This is a genomic window from Sandaracinobacter sp. T42 (genome assembly GCF_059115405.1).
On the sequence record NZ_CM181101.1, the window covers coordinates 1217252 to 1235602 of the forward strand.

Here is an 18351-nt window from a genome sequence, read left to right on the forward strand (position 1 = left end):
GCCCCGATTGTCAGAGCCAGTCCGGCACCCGGTCCAGCTCCAGCATCTCCTCGATCGTCTGCCGCATGCGGATGACGGAATAACGGTCGCCGTCCACGAGAACCTCCGGCACCAGCGGCCGGCTGTTGTAGGTGGAGGCCATTGTCGCCCCGTAGGCGCCCGCCGTCATCAGGCAGATGAGGTCGCCTTCCTGAACGGTCGTGATGGTGCGATCCTCTGCGAACATGTCGCCGGTTTCGCACACCGGGCCGACGATGGTGGCCACCATTTCGTTCGCGCGGGGGCGCACCGCCCGGATATCGTGATAGACGCCGTAGAGCGTGGGGCGGATAAGATCGTTCATGGCGGCATCCAGCACCACGAAGGACTTGGTCGCGCCGGTCTTCACCGTGACGACCTCTGACAGGAGGACGCCGGCGTTGCCCGCGATCAGGCGGCCGGGCTCGAACATCAGCTGGACATCCCAGCCCTTCGTCACACGGGCGACCATCGCGCCATAGTCCGCGGGCGATGGCGGGGGCGGCAGCTTCGGATCATAGGGGATGCCAAGCCCCCCGCCCAGATCGACACGGGTGACGGGCAGCCCGGCCGCGCGAAGGCGGCGGACGAGATCGCCGAGTTTCGCATAGGCGGCTTCCAGCGGCGCCAGATCGAACAGCTGGCTGCCGATGTGCGCGGCGACTCCCACGGGGCGGATGCCGGGCAGGGCGGCGGCCTCCGCATAGAGCGCCTCGATCCGGTCCAGCGGGACGCCGAACTTGTTTTCCGCCTTGCCAGTGGAAATCTTGGCGAGCGTGCGGGCATCGACGTCCGGGTTCACGCGGATCGCGATTTCGGCCGTCCGGCCCATGGCGGACGCGACGGCGGAGAGGCGGCGGAGTTCGCCTTCGCTTTCGACGTTGAGCTGCAGGATGCCGGCCGCCAGCGCGGCCTGCATTTCAGCCACCGTCTTGCCGACGCCGGAAAAGACGATCCGGCCGGGCGGAATGCCGGCGGCCAGCGCGCGGCGCATTTCCCCCACCGACACGACATCGGCGCCAAGGCCTTCCTGCCCCAGCAGCTTCAGCACGGCGACATTGGGGTTGGCCTTCACCGCGAAGGCGACGAGCGGGGGACGGTCGAGCCCGGCCAGCGCCTGTCGGAACACCTGGGCATGGCGGCGCAGCGTGCCGGCGGAATAGATGTAGGCGGGGGTTCCGACATCGCGGGCGATGGCGGAAAGCGCCACCCCCTCGGCGTGCATCTCGCCGTCCTTCAGGTCGAAGAAGTCCATCAGCGCTCCGGCGTGGCGGGGGTGGCGGCCGGGGCGGGCGGCACGGGCATGGGGCGGCTCTGCTCTGGCGCTTCCTCGCCGGGGAATGGCACCTTGCGGGAGGTCTGCGTGCCTTCGGGCGGCAGGCTGAACGGATCGTCGCGCCGGACTTCCAGCTTCACCGTCAGGTCGTCGACGCGAAGCGGCCGGGCGTCTGCCGCGACCGTGAGGCCTTCGGCCACCATCCGCCTTTCGTCGGCGCGGGCCTGCTTCTGCTGTTCGCGCGAGAGGGCCGGATCGGGCGGCTCCAGCCGGGTGACGGGGCCCTTGTAGCCGCAGGCGGGCAACAGCAGCGCCGCGGCGAGGAGGATGGCCCTCAGTTCCATTGCGGGATCTCCCGGATGGCGGCTTCCGCCGCGGCCTTCACCCGCACGGGTGCGGTGCCGCCCAGGCTGGTGCGGCTGGCAACGCTGGCCTCCACGCTGAGGACGTCGAACACGCGGGCGTCGATGCGCGGATCGACGGCGACCAGTGCCTCCAGCGTCAGGCCGTCCAGCATCACGCCCTTTTCCTCGGCGGCCTTCACGGCGCGGCCGGTGATGTGATGGGCATCCCGGAAGGGCACGCCGGCTTCGCGGACCAGCCAGTCGGCCAGATCCGTCGCGGTGGAGAAGCCGCTGGCGGCGGCTTCGCGCATGCGGGCGGGGACAAAGCGGATCGTTTCCATCATCCCGGCCATGGCCGCGAGGCTGAGTTCGAACAGGTCATGCGCCTGGAAAACGGGTTCCTTGTCGTCCTGCATGTCCTTCGAATAGGCGAGCGGCAGGCCCTTCATCGTGACCATCAGGCCCGTCATCAGGCCCAGGATGCGCCCGGAATGGCCGCGCACCAGTTCGGCGGCGTCCGGGTTCTTCTTCTGCGGCATGATGGAAGAGCCGGTGGACCATTGATCGGGCAGGCTGACCCAGCCGAAGGGCTGGCTGGCCCACAGGATGATCTCTTCCGCCAGCCGCGACAGGTGCAGGGTGCACTGGGTGGCGCTGGTGAGATATTCGATGGCGAAATCCCGATCCGACACGCTGTCGAGCGAATTGGCGGTCGGCCGGTCGAAATCCAGCGCCTGCGCCGTGAAGGCGCGATCGTTGGGGAAGCCGGTGCCCGCCAGCGCGGCCGAGCCCAGCGGGCATTCGTTCAGCCGCACGCGGGCGTCGCGGAAGCGGCCGAAATCGCGCTTCAGCATTTCCACATAGGCCATCAGATGGTGGCCCAGCGTGACGGGCTGCGCCACCTGCAGGTGGGTGAAGCCCGGCATGACGGTGGCGTGATGTTCCAGTGCGCGGGCGGCCAGCACGCCGGCCAGCGTTCGGATCGCGGCCAGATGGCTGTCGATGGCGTCGCGCACCCACAGCCTGAAATCGGTCGCCACCTGGTCGTTGCGGCTGCGCGCGGTGTGAAGGCGGCCTGCATCCGGCCCGACGAGTTCCTTCAGCCGGGTCTCCACCGTCATGTGGATGTCTTCCAGCGACAGGTCCACCGGCACGCCGCCGGTCTGATATTCGGCCTGAACCTGCCCGAGCCCGGCGGAAATGGCATCTGCCGCAGCCTGATCGATGATTCCCTGCCGGCCGAGCATTGCGACATGGGCGAGGGAGCCGCGGATATCCTGCCGCCACAGCCGCTTGTCGAAGGGGATGGAGGCATTTATCTCGGCCATGACGGCGGAAGGCCCGCCCTCGAATCGCCCGCCCCACAGCGCATTGGCGCCAGCCGGTGCAGCCGCGCCAGAGTCGTTGCCGGAGGTTGCCATGAAGCCCGTCTTTTCCCTTGCGATGATCCTGCTGCTGGCGGCCTGCCAGCCCCCGAGCCCTAAGGCGGAAGCAGAGAAGCCGCAACCCGCCGAAGGCGCGGCCCCTGAATCGCAATCCCCGCATGGCGGTTTCGACACCAACTTCGCGGGCACCGCCGCGCCGGATCTGGCGCTGGAAACCGGCCCGGATGGCGCGACGGAAACCATCGCCGACATCCGAAGGGCGAATCCCGGCCAGCCGGTACTGGTGAACCTGTGGGCCACCTGGTGCGCACCCTGTGTGAAGGAACTGCCCACGCTGGACGCACTGGCGGCGGCGACGAAGGGCCGACTGGTGGTGGTGCCGGTCAGCCAGGACATGGAAGGGTGGCGCGCCGTGTCCCCCGCGTTTACGGCCGCGAAATATCCCAACCTGTCCACGCGGGTGGAATCGGGCATGCAGTTCGGGTTCCAGCTGAAGGCGCGCGGGCTGCCGCTGACGATCCTGTATGACGCTGACGGCCGGGAAGTCTGGCGCTACGCCGGCGACCGGGACTGGATGGCGGCGGAAACCCGCAGCCGCCTGGGTGTCTGAAGAACGCTAGCGCCTGCCGAGCCGCCAGCCGGCCCAGAGCTGGCTGCCGCCCAGCAGCGCCACCACCAGCAGGCCCGCCGGGATGGACGGCCATCCGCGATCCGTCCACAGGATCGCGAGCACAAGGGCCGCAAGCGGGGCCAGCGCCACGCCCGCACGCTGCCAGCGGCGGCCGATTCCACGCCGGATCGTGGCGATCCACTGGCCGACGGCGATCATTTGCCAGAGCGACCAGTAGAGCAGCGCCAGCACGGCGACCGCTTCCCCGCCCTGCGGGCCCGCGCCGGGCGTGAACGACAGCGCATAGCGGACGAACCCCGCGATCGGCCACAGCAGCAGCGCCAGAAGCAGCAGCCACAGCTTGCGTGACCAGCTCAATCGTCCACCCCGATCTCCGTGAAGCGCCAGCCTTCCGCCGTTTCGGCGAAGACGAAGATTGTGCCCTGGCAGAAGATCAGCCGAAGCGCCCCGTCGGGCACCACACGGGCCCTGGCGAAGCAGCTGCGCACCGGCGGATCGAACAGGCGCGGCACGGCGGCCCGGAATGCCGGGGCGTCCAGCGCCTTGCCTTCGAACAGGAAGGGGATTTGTGTTCCAGCGGCGATCATTGCGGCATCACCCCTTTCCACCGCCGTGCGGAAGCCTTCGAAGAAGGGTTCGAACGGTGCGGCGGCGGCGGGCGCGGCAAGCAGCAGCAGGGCAAGAGCCAGCCGTTTCATCCGCCGAACGCCTGGACGAAGGTGACAACGGGCCGCCATGTCCAGCCCGCCTCGCGCACGATGCGGATCAGCGGCTGTTTCATGTCGTGCAGGTCGAACCGCCACGGGTGGCCGGCCTTCGGCTTCGGTTCGCCTTCCTCAAGGAACAGGCCGATTTCGCGCCCGGCCTGATATTCGATGAAGCGGATGCCGCGATCCACGCGCCAGTCGAGCATCGCGCCGTCGACGCCCGCGCCCCAGTGCAGCGCGGCGTGGCGATCCTGCGCGCGTACCGTGCGGGTTTCCGGATCCAGGCGCAGCACGATCCGGTGCGCTTCCCTCCGGCCATGGGCCTTCAGCGCATCCAGCCATTTCGCATCATAATATTTCCAGTCGGCCACCAGTTCGTGCGGTTCGCCGCCGCGCGCCAGGGTGAAGGGCTGGTCCAGCGCGGCAAGGCCCAGCAGGCGGGATTCCAGTTCGGCTGCCGGAATGGCCTGTCGGCCCGGCGCCGGCGGCACGGCGGCGGCCCAGCTCACCATGCGGGGGAACAGGAAGGCCTGGAGCAGCACCCAGAAGCCGACGAACCCGAAGGCGATCCACCGCTGGCTGTCGCCGACCACGTTGGGCGCCCCCTCCGGCGCCCGTGCGGGGGCATTCGTCAGGCCAGCCACGGATTCGGCGCGGGCCTCTGCCGTGCCCCTGTCCATTCCCAGCACGATCAGCGCCCGGCCGGGTTCCGCCAGCAGCCGACCCTGCATCCCGTCAATCGTTTTCACATGGCCGTCGGGCGTGGCTTCCGAAACGCGATAGTTGGCGGCGAGGGCGGCGCCCATGTCGCCCGGGCCGACTGCCGCGGCGGCAAGGCTGCCGTCCGGGTTCACGGCCGCCGCTGCGGCGGTTGCGCCCGGCACCACCGCGCGGGCATCGACGACGGGCCCCGCCGCGCCCAGAAGCCGGGCGGCATCGGTGAACCGCCCGGCGGCGACGGCCCATTCCGGGCCATGCCCGGATACGGCCGCGGGCGGCGGCCAATCCAGCGATCCGACCTGCCGCTGATAAAGGGCCAGAAACAGCGCCGGCAGGCCCAGCACGAACAGGCCCATGTAGCCAAGGAAAAAGAAGGCGATCCGCCCGCCGTTCACACCAGCCGTGTCAGACGCCATGCCGCACCCCCGAAGGCACGCAGCATGGCCAATCGGTCAGCGCTTCGCAATCGCCTCTGCGTAGAGCTCGTTCACGCGGCCCCAGTTCACCACGTTCCACCAGTTGCCGAGATAATCGCCACGGCGGTTGCGGTAGGTGAGGTAATAGGCATGTTCCCACACATCGTTCGCGAGGATCGGCGTTCCCTTCACCGGGGCCAGATCCATCAGCGGATTGTCCTGGTTGGGGGTGGCGGTGACGGCAAGCTTGCCGTCCGGCGTGAGGATCAGCCAGGCCCAGCCGGATCCGAATTGCGAAAGGCCGGCCTGCTGGAAGGCCGCCTTGAACTTGTCCATGCCGCCCAGGTCGCGTTCGATCGCGGCGAGCAACTGGGCGGACGGCTGGCCGCGCTTGCCTTCGGGCGCCATCAACGCCCAGAAGAAACGGTGGTTCCAGTGGCCGCCGCCATTGTCGCGGATGGATTTCGGCAAGGTGGACACGCGTGCGAGCAGCTGTTCGAGCGAAAGCGCCTTCAGCGCGGGATCCGCGGTGGGCGCGGTGACGGCGCGGTTCAGATTGTCGACATAGGCGCGATGGTGCTTGCCCCAGTGCAGTTCCATCGTTTCCCTGTCGATCACGGGGGTCAGCGCATCGAACCCGTAGGGCAGGGCGTCCAGCACGAAGGGACCGGCCGGAGCCGGAGCCGGAGCCGCGGCCGGAGCGGTCTGCGCGAAGGCGGCGGGGCTGGCGACGAGAAGCAGGGCGGCGGCGATGGCTTTCAGCATCCTGGGCTCCATTCGAAAAGGTTTGCCTTGTGCTAGCGGATTGTGTCAGCAGCGCAACCTGCAGGCTTCCGGCCGGCCGGGAATCCGTGCGGGCCGCCTCATTCGATGACGGCGACGACATCCCCCCGGTTCACCACGCTTTCCGGCTGGGCCTGGATGCGCAGCGTGCCCGACGCCGGGGCTTCCAGTTCCAGCGTGACCTTTTCGACGAGCACTTCGGCGATCACCTGCCCGCGGGTGACCCAGCTGCCGTCGTCGTGCAGCCACATCAGGGTCGATCCGGTTTCCGAATCCTCTTCCCAGAGGTCTTCGGGGATGGTCACATCAGTCGCCATGGTCGGTCAGCCTTCGTTGCGTGTCGTCCGCCGATCGGGGCATATTGACGGGCGGCCGGCGCAGTTCAAGCGCGACCTTCGCATGGCCGCAGCCCACACTGCGGCCCACCCGCCGACCTCCCCAATCGGCCATGCGCTTCGTCTAGCGCAGCGGCGCGCGTGCCACGCCCTCCCGCTTGTGGCAGCGACATTTTCCGCCTGCGGGAAAAAGGGGCCAGAGACTGCGCCGCCGGAGCGCGGGCCGCGGGGCGGCATCCTTCCCTGACGTGCCCGCACCCTTCCCGAATCCGCCCCTTCCCGAATCCGGCCCGCCTCCGCTAGGCACGGGGGATGGCCGAAGCCGACATCCAGGATCTGCTGATCATCGGCGGCGGCGTGAACGGCGCAGGCGTGGCGCGTGACGCCGCCGGGCGCGGTTTGCGCGTCACCCTGCTGGAAGCAGGGGACATCGGCGGGGCGACGTCTTCGGCTTCGTCGAAGCTGGTTCATGGCGGGCTGCGCTATCTGGAGTTCCGCGAGTTCGCCCTGGTGCGCAAGGCGCTGGCCGAGCGCGAGGTGATCCTGCGCAACGCCCCGCACATCAGCCGGCCCATGCCCTTCCTGCTGCCGCTGGAGCCGCATCTGAGGCCGCGCTGGATGATCGGCCTGGGGCTGTTCCTGTATGACCATCTGGCCCGCCGCCGCGAAGTGCCGGGCAGCCAGACGGTGGAACTGCAGAAGGATGCGGCCGGACCGGCCTTTGCCCGCCACCTTCGCCAGGCCTTCCGCTACTGGGATGGCTGGATCGACGACAGCCGGCTGGTGATCCTGAACGCCCGCGACGCGGCCGACCGGGGTGCGCTGATCGCCCCCCGCGATCCCGTGACCGCCGCCCGGCCGACGGATTTCGGCTGGGAGGTGGAGACGGCTTCCGGCCGCCGGCATGCGGGCCGGCAGCTTCTGAACTGCGCCGGGCCATGGGCGGGGGAGGTGGCCGGACGGCTTATGGGCATGGCCGATGCGCCGCGCCTGTCGCTGGTGCAGGGCGGGCATATCGTGACCCGCAAGGTGAACCGTACGGCGGACGCCTGGATGCTGCAGCAGCCGGATGGGCGGATCATCTTCGTGATCCCCTGGGAGAATGAGTTCAGCCTGATCGGCACCACCGAAACGCCGGTTGCCGATCCCGCGGCGCACAGCCTGACCGGGGCGGAGGAAGCCTATCTGCTGGCGGCGGTGAACCGCAGCCTGGCGAAGCCGCTGTCATCGGCCGACATCGTGCACCGCTTTGCCGGAGTCCGCCCGCTGGTTCTTGAGGAAGGCAAGGGTGCGCGTGAAACCACGCGGGACTGGAAGCTGGTGCCGCACGAGGGCCAGCGGGCGATGACGGTGATCGGCGGCAAGATCACGACCTACCGCCTGCTTTCGGAAGCGGTGCTGAAGCGCCTGTTTCCCGAAACGAAGCCCTGGACTCATGCGGCCCCGCTGCCGGGCGGGGATGTGCCGCGGCTGGGCGGCAGCGCGCGGGCCGATTTCGATCATTGGCTGATGCAGTTGAAGGCGCGGCACAATCTTTACGATCCCGCGATCGTGGCGCGCATGGCGCATCTGTGGGGAACAGAGACGGACAGGATGCTGTCCGAAGGCCTGGGTGCGAACATGGGCGGGCTATTCGAGACGGAACTGCAGCACATGCGCGACCGGGAATGGGCCCGGACAGCGGCGGACGCACTGTGGCGCCGCACGAAGATGGGCCTGCACATGGATGCGCAGGGCCAGGCGCAGGTGTGGGCCTTTTTCGGCGCCTAGATCAGGGGAACAGAAGCCCTTCCGCCCAGCCGTCGGCGGTGCGTGTGAACAGGGTGCGCCAGTGCTGGCGGCCGGGGCGATCCTCCCAGAACTCGATCTTGTCCGGCACCAGCCGGTATCCGCCCCAGTTCCCGGGCCTTGGGACGTCTGCGGGGAAACGGGCGTCCATTTCGGCCAGTCGCGCCTCGAATGTCTCGCGCCGGTCGAGCGGTTCCGACTGGCGCGACGCCCAGGCCGACAACTGGTTGGGGCGGGGACGGCCGGCGAAATAGGCATCGCTTTCGGCAACCGTGGCCCGGCCGATCGACCCCTGCACGCGCACCTGCCGGCGGATGGATTTCCAGTGAAAGCACAGCGCCGCGGTGGGGCATTGCCGGATCTGGCGGCCCTTGGCGCTGTCGTAGTTGGTGAAGACGAGGAATCCGTTGGTGTCGAAGCCGCGCATCAGCACGATGCGCACGTCGGGCCGGGGCAGTCCGTCCGCATCGGGCTCCACTGTCGCCAGGGCGACGGCGCCCGGGTCATTCGGCTCTGCGGCTTGCGCCTCGGCAAACCAGTCTCCAAAAAGCGCGTAAGGATCGGTCGTCATGTCCCCTCGCTAGGCCCGCAGGCCCGGGGCTGCAAGCCGGTGCCTTGCCGCAGGCGGGGACAGCGCCTATATCGAGTGTGACTTTTGTGCAACAGTTTCTGCGCGGAGCCTGTAACAGCTGATGGCAGATCTCTATTCCGAACTGGGGGTGCCCCGCACGGCCGACGCTGCCGCCATCAAGCGCGCCTATCGCAAGCTGGCGAAGGAGCTTCACCCTGACAGGAACAAGGACAATCCCAAGGCGATGGAGCGGTTCAAATCGGTGACCGCTGCCTATGAGATCCTGTCCGATCCGGACAAGAAGGGGAAATACGACCGGGGCGAGATCGACGAGCAGGGCAATCCGAAGTTTACGGGTTTCGGCGGCGGGGCGGGTGGTTATCGCCCGAGCGGGCGGCCCGGCGGACGTGCGGCGCCCGATTTCGATTTCGACTTCGGCGGCGATCCTTCGGATCTGTTTTCCGAGCTGTTCGGCCGCACGGCGGGTGGACGTGCGGGTGGATTCCGCCAGCCGCCCCAGCGCGGGGCCGATGTGAACTACCGGCTGACCGTGCCCTTCGCGGATGCGGCGCTCGCCCGAACCGTGCGGCTGGCGCTGCGGAACGGCAAGACGATCGAACTGGCGATTCCGAAGGGCGTGGAGGACAATCAGCAGGTGCGCCTGCCGGGGCAGGGGGATCAGGGGCCGGCCGGGCCGGGCGACGCCCATGTGACCTTCCTGATCCAGCCGGACGCCCGCTTCACGCGGGACGGATTCGACCTGCGCACCGATGCGATGGTGCCGCTGGAAACCGCGGTGCTGGGCGGCAAGGCGCGGGTGCCCACGCCCGAAGGCGAGGTGATGGCGACGATCGCGCCGGCCACTACGTCGGGCCGACTGCTGCGCCTGAAGGGCAAGGGCTTCACCCGCAAGGACGGCAGCCGCGGCGATCTGCTGGCGCGCGTGCTGGTGGACATTCCGGCCGATCCGGAACTGGCCGATTTCCTGAAGGCCCGGGTGCAGGCCTGAGATGGGGGCCCCCCGCATGCATCCGGGGGGCATGCTTGCCTGGCCGGCGCGGCAGATCGACCGGTTCGCCATCCGGCTGCCGCGCACCTACGCCGTCGCCCGCCGCACGCTGGGCCGCACCCTGCGCGACGGCTATATCCACGCCGGCAATCTTGCCTATCTCAGCCTTGTCACCCTGCTGCCGCTGATCATCCTGATCACGGCGGTGACGGCTGCCTTCGGGCAGACCGCAGCCGGGCAATATGCCATAGACGGCATGCTGCGCGCCTTGCCCGTAACCCTTGCGGACCTGTTCGCGCCCGTGATCGAGGAAGTGCTGCAGGCCCGCACCGGCAACCTGCTGTGGCTGGGCGGGGTGGTGGCGCTGTGGACCGTCACCACCTTCATCGAAACGCTGCGCGACATCATCCATCGCGCCTACGAGGTGCCGCTGGCGCGGAACTTCCTGGAATACCGGCTGATGTCGGTTGGCGGCACGCTGGTTGCGATGCTGCTGGTGATCATCGCCTTCCTGTCGCAGTTCGTGCTGGTCGTTGTGCTGAAATCGCTGCGCCATCTGTTTCCCCACCTGAAGGCGAGCCCCGGCTGGCTGGACTGGTCGCGGCTGCTGGTGCCGGTGTTCATCTTCCTGGCGTTGTGGGGGTTGTTCCGGCTGCTGGTTCCCAAGATGTATGCAAGCAGCGCCAGCTGGCCCGGCGCGCTTGTCACGACGCTGGCCTGGGTTGTCGGCCTGTTGCTGCTGGGCCCGGCCGTGTCCGCCTTCGGGCACATGGGCCTGACCTATGGCACCTTGTCGGGCGTGATGCTGGCCCTCTTGTTCTTCTATGGCGTTGGTTTTGCGCTGGTATTCGGCACCGAACTGAACGCGGCGCTGGCGCAGCCGCCCGAGGATCCCCTCAATAGCCCTTCCATTCAGGCGTCGACGGACTAAAAACGCCCCAAAGTGGAGAAGCACATGGGTTTGATGACGGGTAAGCGCGGGCTCATCATGGGGGTCGCGAATGATCGTTCGCTCGCCTGGGGCATCGCCCAGGCGCTGAGCGCGCAGGGTGCGGAACTCGCCTTCAGCTATCAGGGCGAGGCGCTGGAGAAGCGGGTGCGGCCGCTGGCGGAATCGCTGGGCGCGCCGCTGTTGTTCGATTGCGACGTTTCCTCCGACGAATCGATCGACAAGCTGTTCGACGATCTTGCGGCGTTGTGGCCCACGATCGACTTCGTCGTTCACGCCATCGGCTTTTCAGACAAGAACGAGCTGCGCGGCCGTTATGCCGACACCAGCCGGGCGAATTTCCTGATGTCGATGGACATCAGCTGCTACAGCTTCACCGCCGTCTGCCGCCGCGCGGGCGCGATGATGCCGAACGGTGGTTCGCTGCTGACGCTGAGCTATTACGGCGCGGAAAAGGTGATCCCGCACTATAATGTGATGGGCGTGACCAAGGCGGCGCTGGAAGCCAGCGTGCGCTACCTGGCAGTGGATTTCGGCCGCGACAACATCCGCGTGAACGCCATATCGGCCGGCCCGGTGAAGACGCTGGCCGCCAGCGGCATCGGCGACTTCCGCTACATCCTGAAATGGAACGAGCTGAACGCGCCGCTGAAGCGCAACACCACGCTGGAAGATGTGGGCGGCGCGGGCGTCTATCTGCTCTCTGACCTCGCCTCCGGCACGACAGGCGAGGTGCTGTATGTGGACAGCGGCTATCATGTGGTGGGCATGAAGGCCGAGGACGCGCCGGATATTGCGCTGGCGTGAGGGAGCCTGCGGCATCCAACCGATCCGCCAGAACGATATTGCTGTTCCAAAGCACCAACACATAACCTGCCTGCGCGAGGCGAGGGAGCGCTTTCAGCCGTGCAAACAGCCTATCATGCGACCAAATCCTATCATCTGGTTCCTTCGGTTATTTTTAGATGATTCCCATCTTGCGCTATGTTTACAGCAAAATCTTTGGAACTGGATTGGCGGCTCCATAATCCGCAATATTTATACCATTGCTAAATCGCTCGATGGGCGCACTTGACTTGTAACGCGCCTGCGCCATGCTGATTAGACAATCAACCATCCGACCTCGAATGTCGGACCTAATAAGAGGGGAATCCATATGGTTATTCGTGCCGCGTCTCTTGGCGCGATGCTCTTGGCTGCAAATGTTGCATCTGCACAATCCGGCTATGTTGTCGAAATGAATTCCACTGCCCAACCGGCTGCGCAGTCCGCCGCAATGCCTACTGTCACTCCAACAAAGACAAGAGTGCTGCCAACAAGTACACCTATCAAATTGAATGCACTGGAAGAAGTTAGTTCGAAAACGGTCGAAGTTGGCAATCGAGTTCGCTTCAGTGTGGCAGAAGACGTTGTGGAAGGAGGTGTGGTCGCAATCCCGCGTGGTTCGTCTGCGATGGGCACCGTAAGCTGGAAGACTGGCCGAGCCATAGGCGGCAAATCAGGCAAATTCGAAGTGACGTTCGATGATGTCACAGTGAACGGCCAGCGAGTAAAGCTGATGGGCAAGCATCGTCAGGAAGGGAAGGGAAACACGGTTGGCGCGTTGTTCGGGTCCATCCTGATTTCGGGCAGATCGGCCGTGATGCTTCCCGGCCAGACCGTTAACGCCCTGACAGCAGAGCCGTTCAACTTCTAATGCACAAGGTGCCGGGGTTTGCCCGGCACCTTGCCATTCTGCGTCTGATCCCGCATCCGAAGGCCATGTCGCACAACAGCTTCGGCCATCTCTTCCGTTTCACCACCTGGGGGGAATCCCATGGGCCGGCGTTGGGCGCTGTGGTGGATGGGTGCCCGCCGGGGCTGGCGCTGAGCGAGGGGGATATCCAGCCCTTTCTCGACAAGCGGCGGCCCGGCCAGTCGCGCTTCACCACCCAGCGGCAGGAGCCGGATACGGTCGAGATCCTGTCCGGCGTGTATGAGGGGCGCACCACCGGCACGCCGATCAGCCTGATGATCCGCAATGTGGATCAGCGCTCGAAGGACTATTCCGACGTTGCCGTGAAATACCGCCCCGGCCATGCGGACTATGCCTATGATGCCAAATATGGCTTCCGCGATCCGCGTGGCGGCGGGCGATCCTCTGCCCGGGAAACGGCGGCGCGGGTGGCGGCGGGCGCGGTGGCGCGCGCGGTTCTGGGGCCGGATATCGCCATCAGCGGCTATCTGGTGGAGCTGGGCGGGGACGCCATCGACCGGGCGAACTTCGATGCGGCCGAAATCGACCGCAACCCCTTCTTCTGCCCCGATGCGAAGGCCGCCGCGCGCTGGGAAGCCGCGCTCGATGCCGCGCGCAAGTCGGGCTCCTCTCTGGGGGCGGTGGTGGAAGTGGTGGCGGAGGGCGTGCCGGCGGGCTGGGGCGCGCCCCTCTATCACAAGCTGGACGGGCAGCTGGCCGCCGCCATGATGTCCATCAATGCGGTGAAGGGCGTGGAGATCGGGGACGGCTTTCACGCCGCGAAGCTGCGCGGGGAGGAGAATGCCGACGCGATGCGCCCCGGGCCGGGCGGCAAGCCGCTGTTCCTGGCGAACCATGCCGGCGGCGTGGCGGGCGGGATCAGCACGGGCCAGCCGGTGGTGGTGCGACTGGCGCTGAAGCCAACGAGTTCCATCCTGACGCCCGTGGAAACGGTGACACAGCACGGGGAGGCGGCCGAGATCGTGACGAAAGGGCGGCACGATCCCTGCGTGGGTATCCGCGCGGCGCCGGTGGCAGAGGCGATGATGGCGCTGGTGCTGGCGGATGCGATGCTGATGCACCGCGGACAGACGGGGCGCTGATCACGCGTTTCCCTTGATGAGCCTGCCTTAGAGTCGGGCGGGTTATTCGTCCGCGCTCAGGTCGTCCTCGCCCCAGTCGCTGTCGAGGTCCGACAGGTCGCTGTCCAGATCCGGGATCGACTCGAGCGCGTCGTCGCCAGGGTCGGTGTCGCCCAATATGTCTTCCTCGTCGTCGTGCATCGGCTCGCCTTCGAAGGCGCCGGTGTCGATCTCGCCCGATTCCACCATTTCGCGCATCACGTCGACAAGGTCGTCCGGCTCGTCGTCGTAGAGGCTGGTCGGATCGGACGGGCCATGCACGCTGTCCTGCAGCACCGGGCCGGGGTTGAGCGCATCTTCCGCCACGTCCTGTGCCTGCGGGCCATCATCCTGTTCGCTGTTGAAGGCTTCGGGGGCTTCGTCGGCGTCCTTGGGGCGCGGGCTCATCGCGGTGATCCTTTCCTCAGACGAACCAGGTTGTCACATTCTGGACGGGTTCATGCCGTTGCGCAGCCATCAGGCTCTTGATGGCGCGGGCGGCGAACCAGATGGCGACCAGCGGGAACAGCGCCCAGGCGAGAAGCCCGAGCGTCAGGATGGCGCCGATGAGCGCCACGAACGACCAGACGAAGCCGATCCAGAAGGTGCGGATATGATAGCGGAAGTGGCTGTCCTGCCAGCTTTCGTGCGCCTCCCCGTTCCAGACATAGGCCAGGATGACGCCGATGATGGAGGTGACGCCGGCCAGGAAGCTGCCGACATAGAGGAGGCTGATGATCGTCGGCCGGTTCATGTCGAAATCGTTCGTCTTCACGGGTTCGTCTGCCAAGGCGCCCTCCTGTATCCTGCCCCGCAACCTTGACCTTTCCGTCGCCGGCGCACAAGTAAAAGCGGTGCCAGAGGCCTGGGCGGCCGCGTCCCCGCAAGGGATCGAGGAAAGTCCGGGCTCCAAGGATCGACGGTGGCGGGTAACGCCCGCCGGGGGTGACCCCAGGGACAGTGCCACAGAAAGCAGACCGCCTTCCGGCCCCCCGGGGTGAAGGCAAGGTCGAAAGGGTGCGGCAAGAGCGCACCGCGCGGCTGGCAACAGGCGCGGCACGGCAAACCCCACCGGGAGCAAGACCGAATAGGCGCATCGTGCCGAGAGGCGGGCCTGATCCGGCCTGGATGTGCGGGTTGGTTGCTGGAGGTGCGTGGCGACACGCATCCGAGATGAATGGTCGCCGCCCCCGCAAGGGGAACAGAACCCGGCTTACAGGGCCTCTGGTACTTTATGGTTTGTCCCTCAGGCGCCGGGCGCGGGCATCCGCCCGCTTGGCTTTCCTCCGCTGCGCTCCGGGCGGCCGGTCGGCCTTGCGGTGGCTGCGCCACCGGTTGTGGACTGGCCCTCAGGCGCCGGGCGCGGGCATCCGCCCGCCTTGGCTTCCTCCGCTGCGCTCCGGGCGGCCGGTCGGCCTTGCGGTGGCTGCGCCACCGGTTGTGGTTGGGCCCCCCTCAGGCGCCGGGCGGGCCGGGTTGGGTTTGGGCATGTGGGCGTCGGGTGGCCTTGTGCGTTGCACCATGCTCGGCTAAAGGCCGCCGCCAATTTCCCAGCAACGCACAGGATATCTGCAATGGCCGTCACCCGGACCTTTTCGATCATCAAGCCCGACGCCACGCGCCGGAACATTACCGGCAAGGTGACGACCATGCTGGAAGAAGCCGGCCTGCGTGTTGTCGCTTCGAAGCGCATCCACATGACGAAGGCGCAGGCCGAAGGCTTTTACGCCGTGCATGCCGAGCGTCCCTTCTTCAACGACCTTGTGGCCTTCATGACGTCCGGCCCGGTCGTGGTTCAGGTGCTGGAGGGCGAGGACGCCGTGGCGCTGAACCGCCGCGTGATGGGTGCGACGAACCCGGCGAACGCCGACGCCGGCACCATTCGCCGGGAACTGGCCGAAAGCATCGAGGCGAACACGGTGCATGGTTCGGACAGCGAGGAGAATGCCGCGATCGAGATCGCCTTCTTCTTCAAGCCGGACGAAATCGTCGGCTGAAGCCGGCCAGGGCCGGGGCCCGCAGCCCCGGCCTGTGCCGCCCCCTGCAAGCCAGACTTCCAGTTCGGCTAGGCTTCCAGTTCGGTATCCCAGTAGAGATAATCCCGCCAGGTTTCGTGGCAGTAGTGGGGCGGGAAGCCCCGGCCGTTTTCCTGAAGCTGGTGGGCGGTGGGCTGCACCGGCCGGTTGCGGGGCAGCATGTGCGCCTCGGCCGGCGTGCGCCCGCCCTTCCGGAGGTTGCAGGGCGCGCAGGCGGTGGTGACATTCTGCCAGGTGGTCCGCCCGCCATAGGCCCGCGGGACGACATGATCGAAGGTGAGATCATGTGTCGAGCCGCAATACTGGCAGCTGAAACGGTCGCGCAGGAACAGGTTGAAGCGGGTGAAGGCCGGGTTCTGGCTGGGCTTCACATACTGGCGCAGCGCCACCACGCTGGGCAGGCGCATCGAGAAACTGGGGGAGCGGATCTCCCGCTCGTAGCGGGCGATCACATCCACCCGTTCCAGAAACGCGGCCTTGATCGCGTCCTGCCAGCTCCAGAGGCTGAGCGGATAATAGGACAATGGCGTATAATCCGCGTTCAGCACCAGCGCCGGGCAGGCCTGCGGGCTCTGCCAGCGGCCCTGATCATGCCCGGGGCGCCATCGTTCCTGAATCACATCGGGATGATACATGGCCGCCGCTCCTCATCTCCGTCGGAGCAGGCCTGTCCGCCACCATCCCTATCGCACTTCGGGCAGCCGCTTTCACGCCTGCGCTTCATGGCGCCCCCTATACCAGAGGCTGTATGTCTTTGGTATGACAGCACCAGATATTGTTGAGGTCAAGCGCCGATGCAGGCTGCACACCCGGTTACCCGTTTTGCCCCTTCGCCAAGCGGATTGCTGCACCTGGGCCATGCCTTGTCCGCCGTGCTGGGCGCGCGGCTCGCACGGGCGGGTGGCGGGCGCTGGCTGCTGAGGATCGAGGATATCGACTCGACGCGCTGTCGGCCGGAATTCGTGGCGGCTATTCAGGTCGATCTCGACTGGCTGGGCCTGAAGCCGGACGGGGTGCTGCGGCAGACGGACCGGCGCGCGGCCCATCTGGCGGCGCTGGCCGAACTGACGGCGATGGGGCTGACCTATCCCTGCTTCTGCACCCGCGCCGATATCGCCGCCGCCGCCGCCGCGCCGCACGGGGCGCAGCCGCTCTATCCCGGCACCTGCCGGGCGATGGACGCCGCCGAAGCGGCGAAGCGGGCCGCGAACCGCGATCCGGCGATCCGGCTGGACGTGGCGAAGGCAGCGGCGATCGCCGGGCCGCTGACATGGCTGGAGACGGGGCGGGGCCCTTTGGCGGCCGATCCGCTGACGGGCGGCGACATCGTGCTGGCGCGCAAGGACATCGGCGTGGGCTATATGCTGGCGGCGGTGGTGGACGACGCCTTCCAGGGCGTGACCGACATCGTGCGGGGGCGCGACCTGATCGACGCGACGCCGATGCAGCGGCTGCTGCAGGCGCTGCTGGGGCTGCGACCACCGCGCTATCATCACCATCGGCTGCTGCTGGCGCCGGACGGGCGGCGGCTGGCGAAGCGCGACCGGGCCGAAACGCTTGCCGCGCTGCGGGCGAGGGGGGTGGATGGCCCGGAACTGGCCGCGCGGCTGGCCGAACTGGCGCCGGATGGCCCGGACTGCGTCTTTCTGCCCTGAATTCTTGGGGTGCGCTCACACGCGGGCGCTGGTAGGAAGGGCCCATGAACGGACTTCTGATTGCGCTTATCGTGCTGGCTGCCGGCGCCACAGCCTATGTGCTGATCCGCGGGATCATCACCATGGCGCAGGGCAAGGATATCAGCGGCCAGCAATCCAACAAGTACATGTCCATGCGGGTCGGCCTGCAGGCGCTGACCATCCTGCTGGTGATCCTGCTGCTCGTGATCGGCGGGCGCGGCCTTTCCGGCGGCTGACAGGCCTGATCGGCATGGTGAAACTGAACAGGATCTACACCCGCACGGGTGACGACGGCACGACCGGGCTGGTCGACGGAAGCCGTATCAGCAAGGACAGTCCGCGCGTGGCCGCCTATGGTACCGCCGACGAAGCGAACAGCGTGCTGGGGCTGGCCCGGCTGCATGCCCGTGGCGAGCATCTGGCGATGATCGGGCGGATCCAGAACGACCTGTTCGATCTGGGCGCCGATCTGGCGACCCCGGGCGATGACTGGCGCGACGACAAGGCGCTGCGCGTGGTGCCCGCGATGGTGAGTCGGCTGGAAGCCGAGATCGACGCGATGAACGCCGAACTGGCGCCGCTGAACAGCTTCATCCTGCCCGGCGGCACGCCGCTGGCCGCGCATCTGCACCAGGCGCGCACGGTGGTGCGCCGGGCCGAGCGGGAGGCCGTGATGGCGCAGGGCGAAGGGCCGGTGAACCCGGTTGCGATCCAGTATCTGAACCGGCTGAGCGACCATCTGTTCGTGATGGCCCGGCACGCCAACCGGGCCGAGGGCGGCGGCGACATCCTCTGGGTGCCTGCCGCCAATCGCTGACTGCCAACCGCCCGTGCCGATACGGGCCTTCCGG

At 67.4% G+C, this 18351-nt stretch carries 23 protein-coding genes and 1 other RNA gene; 12 read left to right on the top strand and 12 right to left on the bottom strand.

Features of this window, described 5'->3' with window-relative positions:
• Window positions 1–10: 10 nt before the first annotated feature.
• From lysA to argH, 3 genes are read right to left on the bottom strand one after another with little or no spacing between them, the layout of a single operon-like run.
• Window positions 11–1273, bottom strand: coding sequence for a diaminopimelate decarboxylase (gene lysA, locus ACW9TV_RS05815; protein WP_494304906.1), 1263 nt, complete (start codon window positions 1271–1273; stop codon window positions 11–13).
• Window positions 1273–1638, bottom strand: a complete 366-nt coding sequence (locus tag ACW9TV_RS05820) for a hypothetical protein (protein WP_494304907.1) — start codon at window positions 1636–1638, stop codon at window positions 1273–1275. Before ACW9TV_RS05820 ends, lysA begins: the two co-directional genes overlap by 1 nt.
• The gene (argH, locus tag ACW9TV_RS05825) at window positions 1629–3059 is read right to left on the bottom strand and encodes an argininosuccinate lyase (protein WP_494304908.1); all 1431 of its coding nucleotides are present in this window, start codon (window positions 3057–3059) and stop codon (window positions 1629–1631) included. Before argH ends, ACW9TV_RS05820 begins: the two co-directional genes overlap by 10 nt.
• On the opposite strand from argH, the gene ACW9TV_RS05830 reads away from it, so the two are divergent.
• Entirely contained in the window at window positions 3058–3633 is a 576-nt protein-coding gene (locus ACW9TV_RS05830; protein ID WP_494304909.1) for a TlpA family protein disulfide reductase, read from the top strand. The two genes, argH and ACW9TV_RS05830, sit on opposite strands and share 2 nt — an antisense overlap.
• Before the next feature lie 6 nt (window positions 3634–3639).
• On the opposite strand, the gene ACW9TV_RS05835 is transcribed toward ACW9TV_RS05830, so the two are convergent.
• From ACW9TV_RS05835 to ACW9TV_RS05855, 5 genes are all read right to left on the bottom strand, one after another.
• Window positions 3640–4011 (bottom strand): hypothetical protein, encoded by a 372-nt coding sequence (locus ACW9TV_RS05835; RefSeq protein ID WP_494304910.1) that lies wholly within the window; start codon window positions 4009–4011, stop codon window positions 3640–3642.
• Window positions 4008–4352, bottom strand: coding sequence for a hypothetical protein (locus tag ACW9TV_RS05840; protein WP_494304911.1), 345 nt, complete (start codon window positions 4350–4352; stop codon window positions 4008–4010). The genes ACW9TV_RS05835 and ACW9TV_RS05840 overlap by 4 nt, the downstream gene beginning before the upstream one ends.
• Window positions 4349–5497 carry a hypothetical protein gene (locus tag ACW9TV_RS05845; RefSeq protein ID WP_494304912.1) on the bottom strand — a complete coding sequence of 383 codons (1149 nt, stop codon included), beginning with the start codon at window positions 5495–5497 and terminating at the stop codon, window positions 4349–4351. The genes ACW9TV_RS05840 and ACW9TV_RS05845 overlap by 4 nt, the downstream gene beginning before the upstream one ends.
• A gap of 36 nt (window positions 5498–5533) precedes the next feature.
• Window positions 5534–6262: a superoxide dismutase gene (locus ACW9TV_RS05850; RefSeq protein ID WP_494304913.1), complete on the bottom strand. Its 729-nt coding sequence runs from the start codon at window positions 6260–6262 to the stop codon at window positions 5534–5536.
• Window positions 6263–6360: 98 nt separating this feature from the next.
• Window positions 6361–6597, bottom strand: a complete 237-nt coding sequence (locus ACW9TV_RS05855; RefSeq protein WP_494304914.1) for a biotin/lipoyl-containing protein — start codon at window positions 6595–6597, stop codon at window positions 6361–6363.
• A gap of 330 nt (window positions 6598–6927) precedes the next feature.
• On the opposite strand from ACW9TV_RS05855, the gene glpD reads away from it, so the two are divergent.
• Entirely contained in the window at window positions 6928–8385 is a 1458-nt protein-coding gene (gene glpD / locus ACW9TV_RS05860; RefSeq protein WP_494304915.1) for a glycerol-3-phosphate dehydrogenase, read from the top strand.
• Between the two features lies 1 nt (window position 8386).
• On the opposite strand, the gene pdxH is transcribed toward glpD, so the two are convergent.
• Window positions 8387–8974, bottom strand: a complete 588-nt coding sequence (gene pdxH, locus ACW9TV_RS05865; RefSeq protein ID WP_494304916.1) for a pyridoxamine 5'-phosphate oxidase — start codon at window positions 8972–8974, stop codon at window positions 8387–8389.
• 121 nt (window positions 8975–9095) lie between these two features.
• Here pdxH and ACW9TV_RS05870 point away from each other — a divergent pair, with 121 nt between their 5' ends.
• The 5 genes from ACW9TV_RS05870 (at window position 9096) to aroC (ending at window position 13770) form a co-directional block, all read left to right on the top strand.
• Entirely contained in the window at window positions 9096–9983 is an 888-nt protein-coding gene (locus ACW9TV_RS05870) for a DnaJ C-terminal domain-containing protein (RefSeq protein ID WP_494304917.1), read from the top strand.
• A 31-nt stretch (window positions 9984–10014) separates the two neighbouring features.
• Window positions 10015–10914: a YihY/virulence factor BrkB family protein gene (locus tag ACW9TV_RS05875; RefSeq protein WP_494304918.1), complete on the top strand. Its 900-nt coding sequence runs from the start codon at window positions 10015–10017 to the stop codon at window positions 10912–10914.
• A gap of 33 nt (window positions 10915–10947) precedes the next feature.
• A complete protein-coding gene (fabI, locus tag ACW9TV_RS05880; protein WP_494305045.1) occupies window positions 10948–11739 on the top strand; it encodes an enoyl-ACP reductase FabI in 792 nt (263 codons plus the stop codon).
• Between the two features lie 349 nt (window positions 11740–12088).
• A complete protein-coding gene (locus tag ACW9TV_RS05885) occupies window positions 12089–12628 on the top strand; it encodes a hypothetical protein (RefSeq protein WP_494304919.1) in 540 nt (179 codons plus the stop codon).
• Between the two features lie 65 nt (window positions 12629–12693).
• Entirely contained in the window at window positions 12694–13770 is a 1077-nt protein-coding gene (gene aroC, locus ACW9TV_RS05890; RefSeq protein WP_494304920.1) for a chorismate synthase, read from the top strand.
• Window positions 13771–13812: 42 nt separating this feature from the next.
• Here aroC and ACW9TV_RS05895 read toward each other — a convergent pair whose 3' ends face one another.
• Together ACW9TV_RS05895 and ACW9TV_RS05900 are read right to left on the bottom strand one after the other, a co-directional pair.
• The gene (locus tag ACW9TV_RS05895) at window positions 13813–14196 is read right to left on the bottom strand and encodes a hypothetical protein (RefSeq protein WP_494304921.1); all 384 of its coding nucleotides are present in this window, start codon (window positions 14194–14196) and stop codon (window positions 13813–13815) included.
• Window positions 14197–14212: 16 nt separating this feature from the next.
• The gene (locus tag ACW9TV_RS05900) at window positions 14213–14578 is read right to left on the bottom strand and encodes a DUF4870 family protein (protein ID WP_494304922.1); all 366 of its coding nucleotides are present in this window, start codon (window positions 14576–14578) and stop codon (window positions 14213–14215) included.
• Between the two features lie 67 nt (window positions 14579–14645).
• Here ACW9TV_RS05900 and rnpB point away from each other — a divergent pair.
• Window positions 14646–15020: RNase P RNA component class A (rnpB, locus tag ACW9TV_RS05905), an RNA gene on the top strand.
• Window positions 15021–15362: 342 nt separating this feature from the next.
• Window positions 15363–15785, top strand: coding sequence for a nucleoside-diphosphate kinase (gene ndk / locus ACW9TV_RS05910; RefSeq protein WP_494304923.1), 423 nt, complete (start codon window positions 15363–15365; stop codon window positions 15783–15785).
• A gap of 68 nt (window positions 15786–15853) precedes the next feature.
• Here ndk and ACW9TV_RS05915 read toward each other — a convergent pair whose 3' ends face one another.
• Window positions 15854–16459: an HNH endonuclease gene (locus tag ACW9TV_RS05915; protein WP_494304924.1), complete on the bottom strand. Its 606-nt coding sequence runs from the start codon at window positions 16457–16459 to the stop codon at window positions 15854–15856.
• A gap of 159 nt (window positions 16460–16618) precedes the next feature.
• Here ACW9TV_RS05915 and gluQRS point away from each other — a divergent pair, with 159 nt between their 5' ends.
• The 3 genes from gluQRS to ACW9TV_RS05930 are packed head-to-tail and all read left to right on the top strand — an operon-like array spanning window position 16619 to window position 18317.
• Window positions 16619–17479: a tRNA glutamyl-Q(34) synthetase GluQRS gene (gene gluQRS, locus ACW9TV_RS05920; RefSeq protein WP_494304925.1), complete on the top strand. Its 861-nt coding sequence runs from the start codon at window positions 16619–16621 to the stop codon at window positions 17477–17479.
• 44 nt (window positions 17480–17523) lie between these two features.
• Window positions 17524–17736 carry a twin transmembrane helix small protein gene (locus tag ACW9TV_RS05925; RefSeq protein WP_494304926.1) on the top strand — a complete coding sequence of 71 codons (213 nt, stop codon included), beginning with the start codon at window positions 17524–17526 and terminating at the stop codon, window positions 17734–17736.
• 14 nt (window positions 17737–17750) lie between these two features.
• The gene (locus tag ACW9TV_RS05930) at window positions 17751–18317 is read left to right on the top strand and encodes a cob(I)yrinic acid a,c-diamide adenosyltransferase (RefSeq protein WP_494304927.1); all 567 of its coding nucleotides are present in this window, start codon (window positions 17751–17753) and stop codon (window positions 18315–18317) included.
• The last annotated feature ends 34 nt before the right edge of the window (window positions 18318–18351 follow it).